Here is a 16,057-nt window from a genome sequence, read left to right on the forward strand (position 1 = left end):
AAGAATCAAACCCGCTGCGCAGCCGTTACGTCCCCGACGATCGCTCTGCGCGAACAGCCTGCCGGACGGGCACGTCCGGATCGGCGATCGCCTCCGGATCCACCGGCGTCCCGGCGGCGATCACGCGCCTCGCCTGCACCAGGTCGCGGGGCCGGCCGACGGTGAGGATCGCGTCGAGGCGGTCGCCGGTCAGCCACGCCACCGCCCATCCGGGGTCGGACGGGTCGCCCCTGCGCACGAGCCGCTCGGACGCCGAGTGGTCGCCCGCGTACTGGACCATGCGCCCGAACTGCTCCGACCAGAAGTACGGGGCGGCGTCGTACACGGCTTCCCGACCGAGGAGGGTCGCGGCGGCGACCTCGGGGGCGTTCAGCGCGGCGTCCCAGTGCTCGACGAGGAGCCGGCGCCCGTAGCGGTGCGACCACCAGGCGGCGCAGTCGCCGACCGCCACGACGTCCGGGCGCAGCGCTCCGGCGTCCTCCTCGCCCATGTAGGTCCGGAACGAGCCGTCGGTGACGACGCCGCGTTCCAGCAGCAGCCCGGAGCCCTCCAGCCACGACAGGACCGGCCGCACGCCGACGCCGACGACCACCTCGTCGGCGTCGACGCGACCGCCCCCGGCGAGGGCGAGGCCGCCGTCGCGCACCTCCGCGACCTTGACCCCGGTCCGCAGCTCGACGCCGGCCTCGGCGTACCAGGGGGCGGTGAGCGCGCCGACCTGCGGCCCGATCGCGCCCGCCAGCGGGGTGTCGGCCGCCTCCACGACGGTGACCGCGCAGCCCCGGCGGGCAGCGGTGGTGGCGACCTCGGCGCCGATCCAGCCCGCGCCGACGATCACGATCCGGGCGCCCGCGATGAGCCGGGCGCGCAGCTCGCGGGCCTCGTCGATCGTGCGCAGCACGTGCTGGCGCCCCTCCCCCGGCAGCGTGATCGGGGCGGCGCCGGTCGCGATCACGAGCCCGTCGAAGGGCAGGTCGCCCGCCGTGGACGTCACCGTTCCGCCGCGTCCGGGCTCGTCCAGCCGCAGGCCGGTGGCGCGCTCGCCGAGCAGCAGCTCGCAGCGCAGCGCGTCCCAGTCGGCGTCGACGGTCGTGTCGTCGGACTCGCCCGCGAGGACGGCCTTCGACAGCGGCGGCCGGTCGTAGGGCCGGTGCCGCTCCGCCGACACGAGGGTCAGCGCGCCCTCGTACCCCTTGCTCCGCAGGGCTTCCGCGGCGCGCACGCCGGCCAGCCCGCCACCCACGACGATGACCCTCTCCATGGAGGTCACCCTAACGGGCGGCGATCTGGGGATGGACAGGTGTCCAGGCAGTTGCCCGGTTCGCCGAGGTCGTAAGGTGGGGGCAGCAGAACAGCACAGAGCGCGGGAGTCCGGTGCGACCGGGCTGAGAGGGCGGCTGAACGGGCCGCCGACCGCCACGACCTGATCCGGATCATGCCGGCGAAGGGAGCGCGCATGCAGATCGTCATCATCGGCGCCGGGGTGATCGGCCTGGCCACCGCCTGGCGCACCGCCGCCGGCGGCGCCGCCGTCACCCTCGTCGATCCCGCGCCCGCGTCGGGGGCCTCCTCCGTGGCGGCGGGCATGCTCACCCCGGTCAGCGAGCTGACCTACGGCGAGGAGCCGCTGCTGCGGCTCGGCCTCGCCTCCCGCGACCGGTACGGCGCCTTCGTCGCCGAACTGGAGGAGCTGACCGGCCTGGAGACCGGCTACCGCACCGACGGGATCATCGAGGTCGCGTTCGACTCCGACGACCTGCGGCACCTGGACGACCTGCGCCGCTTCCAGGAGGATCTGGGCATCCCCGCCGAGGCGCTCACCGGCCGCGAGTGCCGGCGGCTGGAGCCGATGCTCGCGCCCGGCGTGCGCGGCGGCCTGCTCGCCCCCGAGGACGGCTCGGTCGACCCCCGCCGGCTCACCCCGGCGCTGCTGGCGGCGTGCGACCGGCTGGGGGTCCGGCTCGTCCGGCGGCGGGCCGAGCGCGTCGTCGTCGAGGACGACGCCGCCGCCGGCGTGGGCCTGGACGACGGCACCGTGATCCGCGCGGACCGGGTGCTGCTGGCCGCCGGGCCGTGGTCGGGCGACATCGGCGGCCTGCCTCCCGGGACCGTTCCACCGGTCCGCCCGGTCAAGGGCCAGGTGATCCGGCTGCGCACCCGCGCGCCGTTCCTGCGGCGGTCGACCCGCGGCCTCGTGCGGGGGTCGTCGGTCTACCTGGTGCCGCGCGCGGACGGGGAGATCGTCCTCGGCGCCACGCAGGAGGAGCTGGGGTTCGACACGCGCGTCACCGCCGGCGGGCTGTGGGAGCTGCTGCGCGACGCCCGCGAGCTGCTGCCCGGCATCACCGAGCTGGAGTTCGCCGAGGTCACCGCCGGGCTGCGGCCCGGCTCCCCCGACAACGCGCCCGTGATGGGCCCGACCGCGCTGCCCGGGCTGCTCGTGGGCACCGGGCACTTCCGCAACGGCATCCTGCTCACGCCGGTGAGCGCCGACATCCTGTCCGCGATGCTGCTGGACGGGCCCGTCCCCGAGGTCGCCGGGCCGTTCGCCCCCGACCGCTTCTCCCCCGAGGTGAGCGCATGAAGGTGATCGTCAACGGTGAGCCCCGCGAGCTGCCCGACGGCGCGAGCGTGGCCGAGGTCGTCGCGTCCGTCACGGCCGCCGCGACGGGCGTGGCGGCGGCGCTGAACGACGAGGTCGTCCGGCGCGCGGAGTGGGAGGCCACGCCCCTGCGGGACGCCGACCGCATCGAAGTGCTGACCGCGGTCCAGGGAGGTTGAGGATGAACACCGGAAAAGTGGACTCCGAAGGCATGGACGGGCTGGTCATCGCGGGCGAGGAGCTCGGCTCGCGGCTGATCATGGGAACGGGCGGCGCGCCGAGCATGACGGTGCTGCGCGAGGCGCTGACCGCGTCCGGGACCGGGCTCACCACGGTCGCGATGCGCAGGGTGGACCCGACCGCGCGCGGCTCGGTGCTGGACCTGCTGACCGAGTGCGGCATCCGGGTGCTGCCGAACACCGCCGGCTGCTTCACCGCGGGCGAGGCCGTCCTGACCGCCAAGCTCGCCCGGGAGGCGCTCGGGACGAACTGGGTCAAGCTAGAGGTGATCGCCGACGAGCGCACGTTGCTGCCCGACCCGATCGAGCTGGTCGAGGCCGCCGAGCAGCTCGTCGACGACGGGTTCGTCGTCCTGCCCTACACCAGCGACGACCCGGTCCTGGCGCACCGGCTGGAGCAGATCGGCTGCGCGGCCGTGATGCCGCTCGGCTCCCCGATCGGGTCGGGCCTCGGCATCCGCAACCCGCACAACATCGAGCTGATCGTCGAGCGCGCGACCGTCCCGGTGATCCTGGACGCGGGGCTCGGCACGGCGTCCGACGCGGCGCTGGCCATGGAGCTCGGCTGCGACGCCGTGCTCCTCGCGACCGCCGTCACCCGCGCGCAGTCCCCGGCGCGGATGGCCGCCGCGATGCGGCACGCGGTGGAGGGCGGACGGCTCGCGCGGCTCGCCGGGCGCATCCCCAAGCGCCGCTACGCCCAGGCGTCCTCCCCGTTCGACGGGCTCGCGACGTCGTAGCGATGCTAAAGCCCCACATGTAGAAATATTCGCTGGACCTGAAAAGTCGCGCGCCACCAGACTGGGCGCATACCGGGGCGCAACCCCACAGATCGCTTCGGTGTTGATGGAAGCGTCCCCTCCCTAAGGTGCGTGACATGCAGAAGGACAGCGGCGCGCGCGCGAACAAGCTCGCGGTGGCGGCGGCGACGGTCACGGTGGTCTTCTGGGCCTCGGCCTTCGTCGCCATCCGCAGCGCGGGCGCCGAGTACAGCCCCGGCGCCCTCGCCCTCGGCCGCCTCCTGTCCGGAACGGTCGTGCTGGGGGCGCTCTGGCTCGTGCGCGGCGAGGGACTGCCGCCCAGGGCCGCCTGGCCCGGCATCGTCACCGCAGGCGTCCTGTGGTTCGGCGCCTACATGGTCGTACTGAACTGGGGCGAGCAGCTGGTGGACGCGGGCACCGCCGCCCTCGTCGTCAACATCGGGCCGATCCTCATCGCGCTCCTCGGCGGCTGGCTGCTGAAGGAGGGCCTGTCGTCCCGGCTGGTGCTCGGCATGGCCGTGTCGTTCGCCGGCGCCGCCGTCGTCGGGCTGTCGATGTCGGGCGACGGCCGCTCGTCCGTCGGCGGGGTGCTGCTCTGCCTGGCCGCCGCCGTCACCTACGCGGCGGGCGTCGTCGCCCAGAAGCCGGCCCTGAGGCACGCGTCGGCGCTGCAGTTCACCACGTTCGCCTGCGCGATCGGCACGGTCGCCTGCCTGCCGTTCTCCGGGCAGCTCGTCTCGGAGGCCGCGAAGGCCCCCGCGGGCGCCACCCTCAACGTGGTCTACCTGGGCGTCTTCCCGACCGCGGTCGCCTTCACGACCTGGGGATACGCCCTCGCCCGCACGACCGCCGGGAAGATGGGCGCCACCACCTACGCCGCGCCCGCCCTCGTCGTCGGGATGTCGTGGCTGTTCCTCGACGAGGTGCCCGGCCTGGTCACCCTCGGCGGCGGGCTGCTGTGCCTCGCCGGCGTGGCCGTCTCCCGCAGCACGCGGACGCTGCGCCGCCGCGTCCCGCCCGTCACTCCCGAACCGGGCGCCCCGGAGGCGTCACCCTCCGGGCTCATCGATGCTCATACTCGCGACTGATGAGATCCATGCGGATTCGCCCGTAAACTCGCACCGATGGACACGACGGTTGCTGATCCACTCGTCGGGCGCGTGCTCGACGGGCGCTACCGCATTGAGTCCCGCATCGCGCGCGGCGGCATGGCCACGGTCTACCTCGCGCGCGACCTCAGGCTCGACCGCATCATCGCGATCAAGGTGATGCACGCCGGCCTCGCCTCCGACGAGGACTTCGTCGCCCGCTTCATCGGCGAGGCCAAGGCCGCCGCGGCGCTGTCCCACCCCAACGTCGTCGCCGTCTACGACCAGCGCACCGACGGCGAGCACGTCTTCCTCGTGATGGAGTACGTCGCCGGCCGCACCCTGCGCGACGCGCTGAACTCGCTCGGGCGGCTCGGCCCCCGCGCCGCGCTGGAGATCATGCAGCCGGTGCTGGCCGCGCTCGGCGCCGCGCACCGGGCCGGGCTCGTGCACCGCGACGTCAAGCCCGAGAACGTGCTGATCACCGAGGACGGCCAGGTCAAGGTCGCCGACTTCGGCCTGGCGCGGGCCGAGACCGCCAGCAAGATGACCAAGACCGGCATGATCATCGGGACGGTCGGCTACCTGGCGCCCGAGCAGGTGCTGTCCGGCAACGCCGACGTCCGCTCCGACGTCTACGCCGCCGGGACCATGCTGTTCGAACTGATCACCGGGCGGCTGCCGCACCAGGGCGACACGCCCCTGGCCGTCGCCTACAAGCACGTGAACGAGACGGTGCCGCCGCCCTCCAGCGTCGTCCCCGGCATCCCCCGGCAGGTGGACGCCCTGGTCACCGACGCCACGAGCCACGACCCGGCGCGCCGTCCGCAGGACGCGAACCAGTACCTGGCCGAGGTCGCCGAGGTGTTCGGCGGCCTGCCCCGCGACTTCGACCGCCGCGTCGAGGAGTCGTCCCGCAACGCCACGAGCGTGCTGGAGGCCCCGCCCGCCCACGGCCGCACCGCCCTCATGGACGCCGAGACCCTGGCGCCCGAGTACGCGGCGCGCCCGACCAGGACCGACCGCGCCCTCGGGGCGCTGACCGGCCGCTACGTCCTGATCGCCATCGGCCTGATCGCGGCGGTCATCCTCGGCTGGGCCGTCTGGTACCAGACGTCCGGCCAGTACGAGCACGTCCCGTCCTCGATCATCGGGATGAAGGTCGCCGACGCCCGCGACCAGCTGGAGTCCGACGGCCTGGACGTGCGCACCGCCAAGGCCGTCTACAGCGACCGCGTCCACAAGGGCGGCGTCGCCAAGTCCGACCCGCCCGCCGGAGCACGCCTCGCCAAGGGCCAGGCGGTCACCCTCACGCCGTCCCGGGGCATCACGCCCCGCGAGGTGCCCGACGTCGGGGGCAAGTCCCTCGCCGACGCCAAGAAGACCCTGGAGGACAAGGGCTTCACCGTCGGCCGGACGAGCACCACCCCCTCGCAGACCGTCTCCAAGGGCGACGTCATCAGCACCGACCCGGACGCGGGCGAGAAGCAGTCCCCCGACGAGCCCGTCTCCGTCGTCGTCTCCACGGGGATGTCGATGCCCGGCCTCGTCGGCCAGAACGGCGACTCCGCCGCCAACCAGCTGCGCTCCATGGGCCTGGACGTCACCGTCCAGAAGAAGCAGGTGAGCGGCAAGGACCCCAATACGGTGATCGACCAGGACCCGTCCGAGGGCACCGGCGTCTCCCGCGGAGACAAGGTCACCATCGTCGTCAACAAGCGCGACTGCATCGTCGACGCGGGGCCCTTCCAGTTCGGCTGCGACGACGGCGACGGCAACCAGAACGTCCCCGTCCCGGACCTGACCGGCCGCCGCGTCAGCGAGGCCAAGCGCGCCCTGGAGGACTCCGGCTTCCGCGTGAACGTGACGGGTTTCGGAGGCGACGTCGTCCGCTTCCAGTCGCCCAGCAGCGGCGAGGCCCGGCGCGGCTCCACCATCACGATCGTCCGGGGCCCCTGACCGGCTAGTCTGAACGCGCCATGACCTCACCCATCAGCCCCGTCGGGGCGCACGTCCCCGTGGCCGGCGGCCTCGCCACCGGCGGCCTGAAGTACGCCGCCGAGATCGGCGCCGAGGCGGTCCAGGTCTTCGTCTCCAATCCCCGCGGCTGGGCCCTGCCCGAGGGAAGGCCGGCAGAGGACGCCAAGCTCCGGGACGGGGCCATCCCCGTCTACGTCCACGCCCCGTACCTGGTCAACCTCGGTTCCCCCACCCCGGAGACGCTCGACAAGTCCCTCGCGGCCGTCCGCCACTCCCTGACCCGGGGCCGCGCCATCGGCGCCCGCGGCGTCGTCGTCCACACCGGCTCCGCCGTCACCCGGACCTACGACGAGGCCATGGCCCAGGTCCGCGAGCACGTCCTGCCGCTCCTGGACGAGATTCCCGAGGACGGCCCCGACCTGCTGCTGGAGCCCATGGCCGGCCAGAACAACATGCTCTGCGCCAAGGTCCAGGACCTGGCCCCGTTCTTCGAGCGCCTCGACCACCACCCGAAGCTCGGCGTGTGCTTCGACACCTGCCACGCCTTCGCCGCCGGCCACGACCTGGCGGCCCCGGGCGGCGCCAAGGACACCCTCGACGCCCTGGTCGCCGCCGTGGGCGAGGGCCGCCTGAAACTGGTCCACGCCAACGACTCCAAGGACGCCTGCGCCTCCGCCAAGGACCGCCACGAGAACATCGGCGCCGGCCAGATAGGCGAACCCCCCTTCGCCGACCTCTTCCGCCACCCCGCCACAGCCGGCGTCCCGTTCATCATCGAAACCCCCGGCCGAGCCCCCGCCCCCCACGCCGAAGACATAAAAACCCTGAAACGCCTAAGAGACACCCCCTGACGCCGAGCCCGCCTTCGGCGGCAAGAAACCCGTCAGAGCCCAGCGGCTGGCACAGCAACCCCGCAGCGTCCCTCGAACACATCGCGTCCGAAGGCAGTTCCGAGCCTGCGAGAAACCGATCGCGCAGCGAGCCGCAAGGCGAGCCCCCCACGCAAACCCTCACCCACCACCGCGGAGACCTCAGCCCCACAACAACCCCGCGACAACCTGGGGACCGCGATCGCGTCCGAAGGCAGATTCAAGCGAAGCAAGAATCTGATCGCGCAGCGAGCCGCCAGGCGAGCCCCCCACGCGCACTCCCACCCACCACCGCGGAGACCTCAGCCCCACAGCAACCCCGCGACAACCTGGGGACCGCGATCGCGTCCGAAGGCAGTTTCGAGCCTGCGAGAAACTGATCGCGCAGCGAGCCGCCAGGCGAGCCGGAGCGATGCCAGCGATCGCCCGCTTTTATCGACGATGGAGGGCCGCCAGGCCCGAAGGAGGAGAAAAAAGCAATAAATAAAGACTCGAGCGCCGCTGAACAACCCCCCGACTGTTCAGCGACGCCCGAGCCACAGGTCGCGGGATCCCACCCCCCCGGTACGGGATCCTGCGACTCACGATCCGGCGTGTGTCGCCGGATCTCCGGATTTGCTCTTGTGGGAGGGTTCGCGGCCGGGGGCCGCCCGCCCCTCCTCGGGCGGTGTGACGTGTGGTGCCACTGAGAACATTAGAGGGGGTCGCCGTCCCTGGACACAGGGACGGCGCGGCTTTCGATGAACGGTGTGTAGTCAGAGTTATACGGAGCGTAGTCATCGGATGAGCGGTCTCTGCGGCGGGACGAGCGGTCCGGGGCCCCTGTGCGGCGGGCGGGGCGCCGTCGCGAACCGTTCATAACGGGACTCAGCGGGCGAACACGTCCTCTGGAAGGTGCAGTTTCGTCAGGGCGCGGTCGGCGCGGCGGGGGACGCGGCGGCGGGTCAGGAGCGAGACCGCGACCATGACGGCGAACGCGGCGGGGGCGATCAGGGCGGCGGGTTCGGCCACGGCGGCGGCGGGCCAGCCCGTGAGGGGGACCTCGTACAGGTGCAGGACGCCGGACGCGACGGCTAGGCCGGTGCCGACGAGCAGGCCGGCGGCGGCGCCGGCGGCGGTCAGGCCGCGCCACCAGATGGCGAGCAGGAGGAGCGGGCACAGGGAGCACGCCGACACGCAGAGGGCCAGGGCGACGAGGCCGGCGGCGCCCTGCGTCCCGATCCTCGGGAGCAGGGCGAGCGGGACGGCGAGCGCGAACAGAGTGGCGATGCGGAAGGAGCCGACGCCGCTGCGGCGGGCGCACTGCGTGACCGTGCCGGCGATGGTGACGACGAGGCCGCAGGAGGTGGAGATGAACGCGGCGAAGGCGCCGAGGGTGATGAGCCCGGTGAGCAGCGCGCCGGCCGGTCCGGGGATGCGCTGGGGCAGCAGCAGGACGGTCGCGTCGGTGTCGCCGGTCATCAGCAGTTCGGGCGAGTAGAGGCGCCCCATGGACGCGTAGACGGCGGGGAAGAAGTAGAAGAGCGCGAGGAGGACCGGTACCAGGGCGGCCGTGCGGCGGGCGGTGCTTCCGCTCGGGTTGGTGTAGAAGCGGATGAGGATGTGGGGCAGCCCCATGGTGCCGAGCAGGATGCCCAGGAGCGCCGAGTACGTGCGGTAGAAGCCGTGTTCCTCGCCACGGCCGAAGGGGGTGGCCCAGGTCTCGCCGGTCTGGACGGGCAGGCGTTCGGCATGGGGCACCGGCGCGCCGGCAGGGAAGACCACCTCGGCGCCGGGGCCGAGGGTGTGCCGGCCCGCGGCGAGGGTCATCGCCCCGCCGCCGTGGCGGACGCCGTCCACGCGTCCCCGGGCGGTGACGAGGACGCCGGCCGGAGCGGTGACCGCGACCTCGGTGCTCACGTGGACCCGGGTGGTGTGCGCGAAGCGCGCGGGCCCGTCACCGACGGGGTCGGGGCGGCCGTCCATCTGCCACATGGCCAGCAGGGCCAGGGCGGGCACGGAGAAGGCGACCAGTTTCACCCAGAACTGGATGCTCTGGACGGCGGTGATGCTGCACATCCCGCCGGAGGCGACGAGCAGCAGCGTGACCGCGACGACGACCGCCCAGCCCGCCCACACCGGGGCGCCGGTCATCACGCGCAGGGTCACGCCGGCGCCCTGGAACTGCGGCAGCAGGTAGAACCAGCCGATGAAGCAGACGCAGCAGGTGACGATGCGCCGCACGGCCGGGGAGCCGAGCCTCCACTCGGCGAAGTCGGAGACGGTGTAGGCGCCTGACCTGCGCAGGGGTGCGGTGACGAACGCCAGGAGCAGGACGTGTCCGGCGGTCGCCGCGACCGGCAGCCACAGCATGTCGGCGCCGTAGGCGAGCACCAGCCCGGCGGTGCCGAGGAACGCGGCGGCGGAGAGGTACTCGCCGCTGATCGCCGAGGCGTTCCGCCAGGGGGTGACGCCCCGGGAGGCGACCATGAGGGCGGAGGCGGTGCAGGCGGAGCGGCGGTCGCACGCGCCGAACGCGGCGGTCGCCACCAGCAGCGCCAGGAGCCCCGCCGCCACGGCCACGGCGGTCATCGCCGGCCCGCCGGTCGCCCGAGGTCGCGTTCGGCGCGCTCGGCGCGGCCGAGCTGGCGGAACGACGCCGCGACCCAGACCGGCTGGATGCCGAACGCGAGGACGAGCCAGGGCAGCGGGACGCCGTGCACGCGGGCCCGCGCCACCGCCGGGACGATCACCATCAGCGCCGGGAGCGCCGTCACCACGGTCATGACGAACGCGCCGGTGCCGAGGGCGGTGCGCAGCTGGGCGCGGATGAGGAGGCGGATCTCGGCGGCGCCGATCGGCGGGCCGGGCACGAGCGGGTCGGACCGGGACGGGTCGGTATCGGGCGGATCGGGGTCCGCCGGGCCGGCCGCGGGCGCCGCGGTCTCGGTGGCCTGGGCCGTGCCCTGCGCCGCGCCCTCCGGCGGCGCGCCGGGGCGGACGGCCGCCGCTCCCGCCACCGTGTCGCGGCGTTCATCGGTCATCGCGGCCCTCCCCCGGGTCTGCGGCGTCCTCGTCCGACTGGTGGAACCTGCGGACGAGCAGGTCCCGGACCTCGCGGGTGTGGCGGCGGCTGACCTGCAGGAGCTCGTCCCCGATCTGGACGGCGGCGCGGCCGCCGTCGAAGCGCAGCTCGGTGATGTGCGCGGCCGCGACGAGGGTGCTGCGGTGGATCCGGATGAACCCCGCGCCCTCCCACCGCTTGGAGAGCGCCGACAGCGGCATGCGGACCAGGTACCCGCCGTCGGCGGTGTGCAGCCGCACGTAGTCGCCCTGCGCCTCGACGTGGGTCACGGCCCGGCGGGACACCAGCCGCGTCCGCCCGCCGAGCTCGACGGGGATCATCTCGTCGTCGGGGTCGGGGGAGGCCTCCCCGGCGGGCGGGGCCGGCCGGCGCACGGCCGCCGCCACGCGCCGGACGGACTCGGCCAGCCGCTCCGGGCGGACGGGCTTCAGCAGGTAGTCGAGCGCGCCGAGCTCGTAGGCGGTGACGGCGCAGTCGTCGTGCGCGGTCACGAACACCACGTGCGGGGGCGCGGCAAACGCGGTCAGCAGCCGGGTGAAGTCGAGCCCGTCGAGGCCCGGCATGCGGATGTCGAGGAACACGGCGTCGAGGCGCTCGCCCTCGACGAGCATCCGGCTCAGGTCGCGGAGCGCGGCCGAGGCGTCTGCGGCGCCGGTGACCCGCCCGATCCGCGGGTCCTTGCTGAGCAGGTAGGTCAGCTCCTCCAGGGCCGGGCGTTCATCGTCGACGGCGAGGACGTGAAGCATGAGGGCGACTTTGCCGCGATTACCGTCTGTCCGCAATCGGTTCCGAAAAGTGAGTGGCGTGTCGCCCGGATCGCGCCTCAGTCGGGAAAGACGCCCGGACGGTACTTCGGGACGCGCAATTTGACCTTTGTTCCGGCGCCGAGCGCTGTCTCGACGGTGAGGCCGTACTCGTCCCCGTAGACCTGGCGCATGCGCGCGTCGACGTTGGCGAGGCCGATGCCGGGGCCGCCGCCCTCCGACCGGTCGTGGGTGGCGACGCTCCCCCAGCCGGTGGGCCCGGGACGCCCGAGAGGCGCCGAGAGGATCTCTTCGAGCCGCTCGGGATCCATGCCGATCCCGTCGTCCTCGATGCTGATCGCGGCCTCGGCGCCCGAGTCGCGGGCCACGATCGAGATGTGGAACGCCCGGCGCCCCCCGGCCATGCCGTGCCGGACAGCGTTCTCGACGAGCGGCTGGAGCGCGAGGAACGGGACGGCGACCGGCAGCACCTCGGGCGCGACCTCGACCTCGCACCGCAGCCGCTCACCGAACCTGGCGCGCTCCAGAAGCAGGTAGCGGTCGATCGAGCGCAGTTCGTCGGCGAGCGTGGTGAAGTCGCGCGGGTTGCGGAACGAGTAGCGGGCGAAGTCGGCGAAGTCCAGCAGCAGGCCGCGGGCCCGCTCGGGGTCGGTGCGGACGAACGAGGCGATCGTGGTCAGCGAGTTGTAGACGAAGTGGGGCGAGATCTGCGCGCGCAGCGCGCGCATCTCGGCCTCGGCGAGGCGGACGCGGACCGAGTCCAGCCCGGCGAGTTCGAGCTGGCCGGTGACGAGCCGGGCCGCCTCCCCGACCGCGCGGACCCGCGCGGTGGACGGGCTCGGCCAGTACGCGGCCAGCGTGCCCTCGACGCGGCCCTCGACGGTGAGGGGGGCGATCATCGCCGCCCGGACGCCGCAGTGCGGGTCGCCGCAGGCGAGCGGCTCCGGCGTGATGACCCGGGGCCTTCCGGAGGTCAGGACGGGCAGCGCGTGCGCGACGGCCTCGCCAGCGTGGGCGCCGCGGCCGGCGCCGTCCCAGGCCAGCAGTCGCGGCGCGTCCCGCGTTCCGTCGCCCGGCTTGTCGGGTCCGTCGGGTCCGTCGAAATCGTCCGGGTGGTCGGGGTCGTCAGGGTCGTCGGGGTCGTCGGGCGGGCGGACCGCCACGATCGCGACCGCCTCGGCGCCGAGCAGCGAGCGCAGCAGCCGGGTCGCCCTGCGCGCCGCGTCGCCGGTGAGCCCGGCCCGCAGCGGGGGCGCGGCGTGCGCGATCAGGTGCAGGGCGGCGAGGGCGGCCGCCTCCGCCGGATCGGCCGGCCCCCGCCGCGGCAGGAGGCACCACCGGCGCGGCGCCCAGACCCCGCTGGCCCCGGCTGCCGCGGCGCACACCACGACATCTGTGACGGACGGTAGGTCCATGGAAACTTACGGTAATGGCTATCATCGCCGCGGGTGCGCCTGTTGCCGATTTACCGAGGTCTCGAATGGGACACGCTCGGCCCGCCGGAAGGCCGGTACCAGCGGACCAATCGCGGCCGACCGGTCACAGCGGGGGCGACTCGCCCTCGTCCTCCTGGTATGAGTAGCGCTGCTCCCGCCACGGGTCGGCGACGTTGTGGTAGCCGCGCTCCTCCCAGAAGCCCCGGCGGTCCTTCACCAGGTACTCCACGCCCCGGACCCACTTCACGCTCTTCCAGGCGTACAGGTGCGGGATGACGATGCGGACGGGGAAGCCGTGGTCGGGGGTGAGGCGCTCGCCGTCGCGGTGGGTGGCGAACATCGTCCCGTCGGTGAGGAAGTCGCTCATCCGGATGTTGGCGCTGTAGCCGTACTCGGCCCAGACCATGACGTGCGTGACGTCCGGCGCGGGCGGCGCCAGCCCGATGATCTCCGCGCCGGGGACGCCCCGCCACTCGTTGTCCGGGATGGTGAACTTGGTGACGCAGTGGAAGTCGGCGACCCAGGCGGCCTTCGGCAGCGCGTCGAACTCGTCCCAGGTCCAGCGGTGCTGCTCCCCCGACTCGGTGGCGCCGAACACCCGGAAGTCCCAGTCCTTGGGACGGAACTTCGGCACGGGACCGTAGTGCAGGACGGGCCAGCCCCGGGGGACGTACTGCCCGGGCGGCAGTTCGCCCGGGCGGGGCGCGGACTGTTCGGGGTGGGTCATGACGCGGCCATCCTGCCATCCGGAGTGAGCTGAGCCATATCCGGGGTGCGTGCGGCCCGCGCGCCCGGACATCGGCTACGCTTGCCCCATGCGCAGCGTCGTGTATTTCTTCTGGCCCGACCAGCCCGGACGGCTGGTCTGCCAGACGCTGCGCTGACAGACCACGAAGGCGAAAGCCCCGGGCCGGCCGGCCCGGGGCTTTCGCCGTTCCGGGACCGGCCGGCCTCCCGGGGCCTTGAGGAGAGGCAGCAACCCATGGTCGTCGTCATGGCCCCGGAGGCCAGCGAAGCGGATGTCAGAGCCGTCGTCTCACTGGTCGAGACGGCGGGAGGCGACGCCTTCGTCAGCCGCGGAGTGGAGCGGACCATCGTCGGGCTGGTGGGCGACGTCCAGCAGTTCGGCTCGCTGAACCTGCGCGGGATGCGCGGCGTCAGCGACGTCATCCGCATCTCGGCGCCCTACAAGCTGGTGAGCCGCGAGAACCACGCCGAGCGGTCGGTCGTGCGGGTCGGCGGGGTGCCGATCGGCCCCGGCACCATGACGCTGATCGCCGGCCCGTGCGCGGTGGAGACCCCCGAGCAGACCCTCGGCGCGGCGCAGATGGCGCAGGCCGCCGGGGCGACGCTGCTGCGCGGCGGTGCGTTCAAGCCGCGCACGTCGCCGTACGCGTTCCAGGGACTCGGGGAGGCCGGGCTGCGCATCCTCGCGGACGTCCGCGAGGAGACCGGCATGCCGATCGTCACCGAGGTCGTGGACGCCGGCGACGTCGAGCTCGTCGCCTCCTACGCCGACATGCTGCAGATCGGCACCCGCAACGCGCAGAACTTCGCCCTGCTGCAGGCCGCCGGCGAGTCCGGCAGGCCGGTCATGCTGAAGCGCGGGATGAACGGGACGATCGAGGAGTGGCTGATGGCCGCCGAGTACGTCGCGCAGCGCGGCAACCTCGACATCGTGCTGTGCGAGCGGGGCATCCGCACCTTCGAGCGGGCGACCCGCAACACCCTCGACATCTCCGCGGTGCCGGTGGCGCAGCGCCTCTCCCACCTGCCGGTCATCGTGGACCCGTCGCACTCGGGGGGCAGCCGCGACCTCGTCCTGCCGCTGACCCGCGCGGCGATCGCGGTCGGCGCCGACGGTGTGATCATCGACGTGCACCCGCACCCGGAGACCGCCCTGTGCGACGGCCCGCAGGCTCTGGTGGACGGGGACCTGCGCGAGCTCGCCAAGCTCGTGCGCGACCTGCCCCCGATCGTCGGCCGCTCCCTCACCAGGAGCGAGGACCCCGACGCCGTGCCCGCCTGACCCGCCCGGCCCGGTGAGCGTCCCGCCGGACATGGAGCGGGTATCGTTGCGAACCATGGCTTACTGGGCACCCGATTGCGGACCGCCGCGCTCCTGACGGGGCGCGGCGACCGCATTCCCTGCTGATCCGGCACGGCCCGGCGCGATCACGCGCCCGGCCGTGCCGTCCTGCGCCCCGAATCCGGATCTCTCCTTCCGATTCGAGCCCAGGAGCCTCCTTCCGTGTCACAGAACACCTCCCTTGGCCGCGCGTCCGGAAAGCCCGCGCGGTCCCGTGCCCGGCGCGGCGGCGCCGACGTCCTGCTGGCGGCGACCCTGTGGGGCACGACCGGCACAGTCCGCACGTTCGCGGACGGCGCGTCCCCGTACTCGGTCGCCGCGATCCGCATCATCATCGGCGGCCTCGTGCTGCTGGCCCTCGCCGCTCTCACGCGCGGCGGCGCGGGGCTGCGCCACCTGGTGGCGGACCGCCGCAACCTGCCGCTCGTCGGCCTCGGGGCGGTCGCCGTCACCGTGTACCAGACGGCGTTCTTCGTCGCCGCCGGGCGCACCGGCGTCGCGGTCGGCACCGTCGTCACGATCGGCAGCGCGCCCGTGTTCACCGGCGTGATCGGGCTGCTGGCGCGCAGGTCCGTGCCGACCGGGCGGTGGACGCTCGCCACGGCGGGGGCCGTCGCGGGCTGCGCGCTGCTCGCCGGCGGCGGCCGGGACGCGGGCGCGGAGCCGCTCGGCATCGGGCTGGCCCTGCTGTCCGGGCTGTCGTACGCGGTGTACGCGACGGTGGCGTCCGTCCTCATCACCCGGGGCGAGCAGGACCGGGCCGTCGCCGCGGCGCTGTTCGGCACGGCGGCCCTCCCGCTGCTCCCCGTGCTGCTCGCCGGGCCGACGGGCTGGCTGCTCACCGGGAGCGGCGCGCTCATCGCGCTCTACCTCGGCGTGATCACCACGGGCGGCGGCTACCTGCTGTTCGCCCGGGGCCTGCGCACGACGCCCGCGACGACGGCGACGACCCTGACGCTCGCGGAGCCGGCGGTGGCGGCGGTGCTCGGCACGGTCGTGCTGGGCGAGCGGCTGGGCGGCGCGGCGCTGGGCGGCCTCGTGCTGCTGGCGGCGAGCCTGGTGGTCCTCGTGGCGCCCGCCCGGCGGCGCGGCCGCAGCGGAGGCGCGCGGGGCCCCGGCGGAGGCGCACAGGGCGGTAACGAAATGGTCTGAACCGTTGGCCGGG

At 73.8% G+C, this 16,057-nt stretch carries 14 protein-coding genes and 1 riboswitch; of the genes, 8 read left to right on the plus strand and 6 right to left on the minus strand.

Annotated elements, in window-relative coordinates; translation table 11 throughout:
- Positions 1-25: 25 nt before the first annotated feature.
- Positions 26-1,261, minus strand: a complete 1,236-nt coding sequence (locus tag CHC11_RS15510) for an NAD(P)/FAD-dependent oxidoreductase (protein WP_089312605.1) — start codon at positions 1,259-1,261, stop codon at positions 26-28.
- Positions 1,262-1,353: 92 nt separating this feature from the next.
- Positions 1,354-1,467, plus strand: a riboswitch (TPP riboswitch).
- On the opposite strand from CHC11_RS15510, the gene thiO reads away from it, so the two are divergent.
- The 6 genes from thiO (at position 1,457) to CHC11_RS15540 (ending at position 7,521) form a co-directional block, all read left to right on the plus strand.
- On the plus strand, positions 1,457-2,584 hold the full coding sequence (gene thiO / locus CHC11_RS15515) for a glycine oxidase ThiO (RefSeq protein WP_089312414.1): 1,128 nt from the start codon (positions 1,457-1,459) through the stop codon (positions 2,582-2,584). It overlaps the preceding riboswitch by 11 nt.
- On the plus strand, positions 2,581-2,781 hold the full coding sequence (gene thiS / locus CHC11_RS15520; RefSeq protein WP_089312415.1) for a sulfur carrier protein ThiS: 201 nt from the start codon (positions 2,581-2,583) through the stop codon (positions 2,779-2,781). Before thiO ends, thiS begins: the two co-directional genes overlap by 4 nt.
- A gap of 2 nt (positions 2,782-2,783) precedes the next feature.
- Entirely contained in the window at positions 2,784-3,581 is a 798-nt protein-coding gene (locus CHC11_RS15525) for a thiazole synthase (RefSeq protein WP_281258325.1), read from the plus strand.
- Between the two features lie 137 nt (positions 3,582-3,718).
- Positions 3,719-4,690, plus strand: a complete 972-nt coding sequence (locus tag CHC11_RS15530; protein ID WP_089312416.1) for a DMT family transporter — start codon at positions 3,719-3,721, stop codon at positions 4,688-4,690.
- A gap of 36 nt (positions 4,691-4,726) precedes the next feature.
- Complete coding sequence (gene pknB / locus CHC11_RS15535) at positions 4,727-6,649, plus strand: Stk1 family PASTA domain-containing Ser/Thr kinase (RefSeq protein ID WP_089312417.1); 1,923 nt, start codon at positions 4,727-4,729, stop codon at positions 6,647-6,649.
- A 20-nt stretch (positions 6,650-6,669) separates the two neighbouring features.
- Positions 6,670-7,521, plus strand: coding sequence for a deoxyribonuclease IV (locus CHC11_RS15540; protein ID WP_089312418.1), 852 nt, complete (start codon positions 6,670-6,672; stop codon positions 7,519-7,521).
- 885 nt (positions 7,522-8,406) lie between these two features.
- On the opposite strand, the gene CHC11_RS15545 is transcribed toward CHC11_RS15540, so the two are convergent.
- The 5 genes from CHC11_RS15545 to CHC11_RS15565 form a co-directional block, all read right to left on the minus strand.
- Positions 8,407-10,110, minus strand: coding sequence for a sodium:solute symporter family transporter (locus tag CHC11_RS15545; RefSeq protein WP_089312419.1), 1,704 nt, complete (start codon positions 10,108-10,110; stop codon positions 8,407-8,409).
- The gene (locus tag CHC11_RS15550) at positions 10,107-10,562 is read right to left on the minus strand and encodes a hypothetical protein (protein WP_089312420.1); all 456 of its coding nucleotides are present in this window, start codon (positions 10,560-10,562) and stop codon (positions 10,107-10,109) included. Before CHC11_RS15550 ends, CHC11_RS15545 begins: the two co-directional genes overlap by 4 nt.
- Positions 10,552-11,349, minus strand: a complete 798-nt coding sequence (locus CHC11_RS15555) for a LytR/AlgR family response regulator transcription factor (RefSeq protein ID WP_089312421.1) — start codon at positions 11,347-11,349, stop codon at positions 10,552-10,554. Before CHC11_RS15555 ends, CHC11_RS15550 begins: the two co-directional genes overlap by 11 nt.
- Positions 11,350-11,426: 77 nt before the next feature.
- On the minus strand, positions 11,427-12,782 hold the full coding sequence (locus CHC11_RS15560) for a histidine kinase (protein WP_089312422.1): 1,356 nt from the start codon (positions 12,780-12,782) through the stop codon (positions 11,427-11,429).
- Positions 12,783-12,906: 124 nt separating this feature from the next.
- Positions 12,907-13,530 carry a sulfite oxidase-like oxidoreductase gene (locus CHC11_RS15565; protein WP_089312423.1) on the minus strand — a complete coding sequence of 208 codons (624 nt, stop codon included), beginning with the start codon at positions 13,528-13,530 and terminating at the stop codon, positions 12,907-12,909.
- 255 nt (positions 13,531-13,785) lie between these two features.
- Between CHC11_RS15565 and aroF the strand changes: the two genes are divergently transcribed.
- Positions 13,786-14,832: a 3-deoxy-7-phosphoheptulonate synthase gene (gene aroF, locus CHC11_RS15570; protein ID WP_089312424.1), complete on the plus strand. Its 1,047-nt coding sequence runs from the start codon at positions 13,786-13,788 to the stop codon at positions 14,830-14,832.
- A 222-nt stretch (positions 14,833-15,054) separates the two neighbouring features.
- A complete protein-coding gene (locus CHC11_RS15575) occupies positions 15,055-16,044 on the plus strand; it encodes a DMT family transporter (RefSeq protein ID WP_089312425.1) in 990 nt (329 codons plus the stop codon).
- Positions 16,045-16,057: the final 13 nt, after the last annotated feature.

It is taken from the genome of Actinomadura mexicana (genome assembly GCF_900188105.1).
Classification (GTDB): domain Bacteria; phylum Actinomycetota; class Actinomycetes; order Streptosporangiales; family Streptosporangiaceae; genus Spirillospora; species Spirillospora mexicana.